This window comes from Methanobrevibacter sp., assembly GCF_045541095.1.
In the GTDB taxonomy this organism is placed as follows: Archaea; Methanobacteriota; Methanobacteria; order Methanobacteriales; family Methanobacteriaceae; genus Methanocatella.
This window is the reverse complement of record NZ_JAZQIJ010000082.1, coordinates 1-1,500: the sequence shown is the minus strand read 5'-3', so window position 1 is coordinate 1,500 and position 1,500 is coordinate 1. Positions and strand designations below refer to the sequence as shown.

The following is a 1,500-nucleotide window of genomic DNA, read 5'->3' as shown; positions in this document are numbered from 1 at the left end:
TGAATAAACGACAGTTGCAGTGTAATTTCCAGGAGTCAAACCGGTTACTTCAAGACTTGCACTTCCATTAACCAAAACTTCCCTATATTCTTTATTATTGATGATAACAGACAAATTGCCTTTTGCATCATCATATAATTTAAGGGTTACTGTTAAGTTTTCAATGAATAAATTGTTATCGTCTAAAGTGATATTGACCATGGAAATGGAGAATCTGACTGATTTAGTGGCAGGTTCATAATTATTATCTCCAGTGTAGTTTATTAGAGCTTCATAATTGCCTGCGGCCAGATTTTTAAATTCAATGATGCAATTGCCCCTATTTAAAGTTTTGACTATTTTATCATCATTTATGGATACGGTAATATTGCCTGTTACATCATCAGGCAGATTAACACTGAATATGGCAGTGTTATTTTGTATTTCAATTGATAATGTGGTTTCATTAAATTTTATGGCTTTTTTAGGAACTTCCAAGTTAACTGTTTTGGAAGCCTTTTCATATCTGTTATCACCGCTGTAAGTGATTATGGCTGTGTAGTTGCCTGAATCCAAATCATTTATGATGACATCAGCACAACCATCAATTAAAGTACTGGAATATTCATTATATCCTACTGCCACGATTAACTTACCTGTTGCCCGACTATCCAAATTAACACTAACACTTGGTGAAGCACTAGGAGAAATGATAACCAGATTATCCCCATTCAACTCAACAGGAATCTTGGTTAATTTCAAATCAATGTTTTTAGTTGCACTTTCGTATTTGCTGTCACCTGAGTATGTGAGTGTTGCCGTGTAGTTACCTGCAGGCAAGTCATCAACAACGATTGTTGCTTTGCCGTTGGTGACTTTTTCTGTGTATTTTTTAGTGCCGACAGATAATGTCACATTACCGGCAGCATCATCCGGGATTGTGAGTGAGATTGTAGCGATAACATTTTCAGTAGTTATTTGTTCGTTTAATGTTATGTTGAATTTAGGAACAGATACTGAGAATGTGCGGTTTGCACTATTATATACACTATCTCCTGAATAAGTAACAATTGCTTCCCAATCACCAGGATTTAAATTATCAATAATGATACTGGCTTTACCGTTGACTAAAACTTTTGAGTAGGTTTTATCATTGATTTTAACTGTTAAGTTACCTTTTGCATTATTTAAATTGAAGCTGAAAGTTCTGTTTCCATCGAATTGGATGTTGTTTGCAACATCATCAGTTGATCTGACAACAAAAGTCTTGATTGCAGTGGTTGGAGTGAATCTCATATCACCTGAGTATGATACGTCAACATCATAATATCCAATGTCCAGACCGGAAATTGTTTTAGTGATTTTACCGTCCTCTGCATTTGCAGTTATTTTCTCACCATTGACATTGCATGTAACTGTTCCTGTTGCCTGATTGTCCCAGGTAATGGTTACAGCTGCGGTTTGGCCTTTGACAATATCATCAACTTGAATTTTTAAATTTGGTTCTTTTAAAGGAGCATA

Annotated in this window: 1 protein-coding gene; it reads right to left on the bottom strand. The window is 35.3% G+C overall.

The window, feature by feature from the left end; all coding sequences use genetic code 11:
• On the bottom strand, positions 1-1,500 hold a 1,500-nt coding region (locus ACKI2P_RS03620), incomplete at both ends, for an Ig-like domain-containing protein (RefSeq protein ID WP_407375100.1).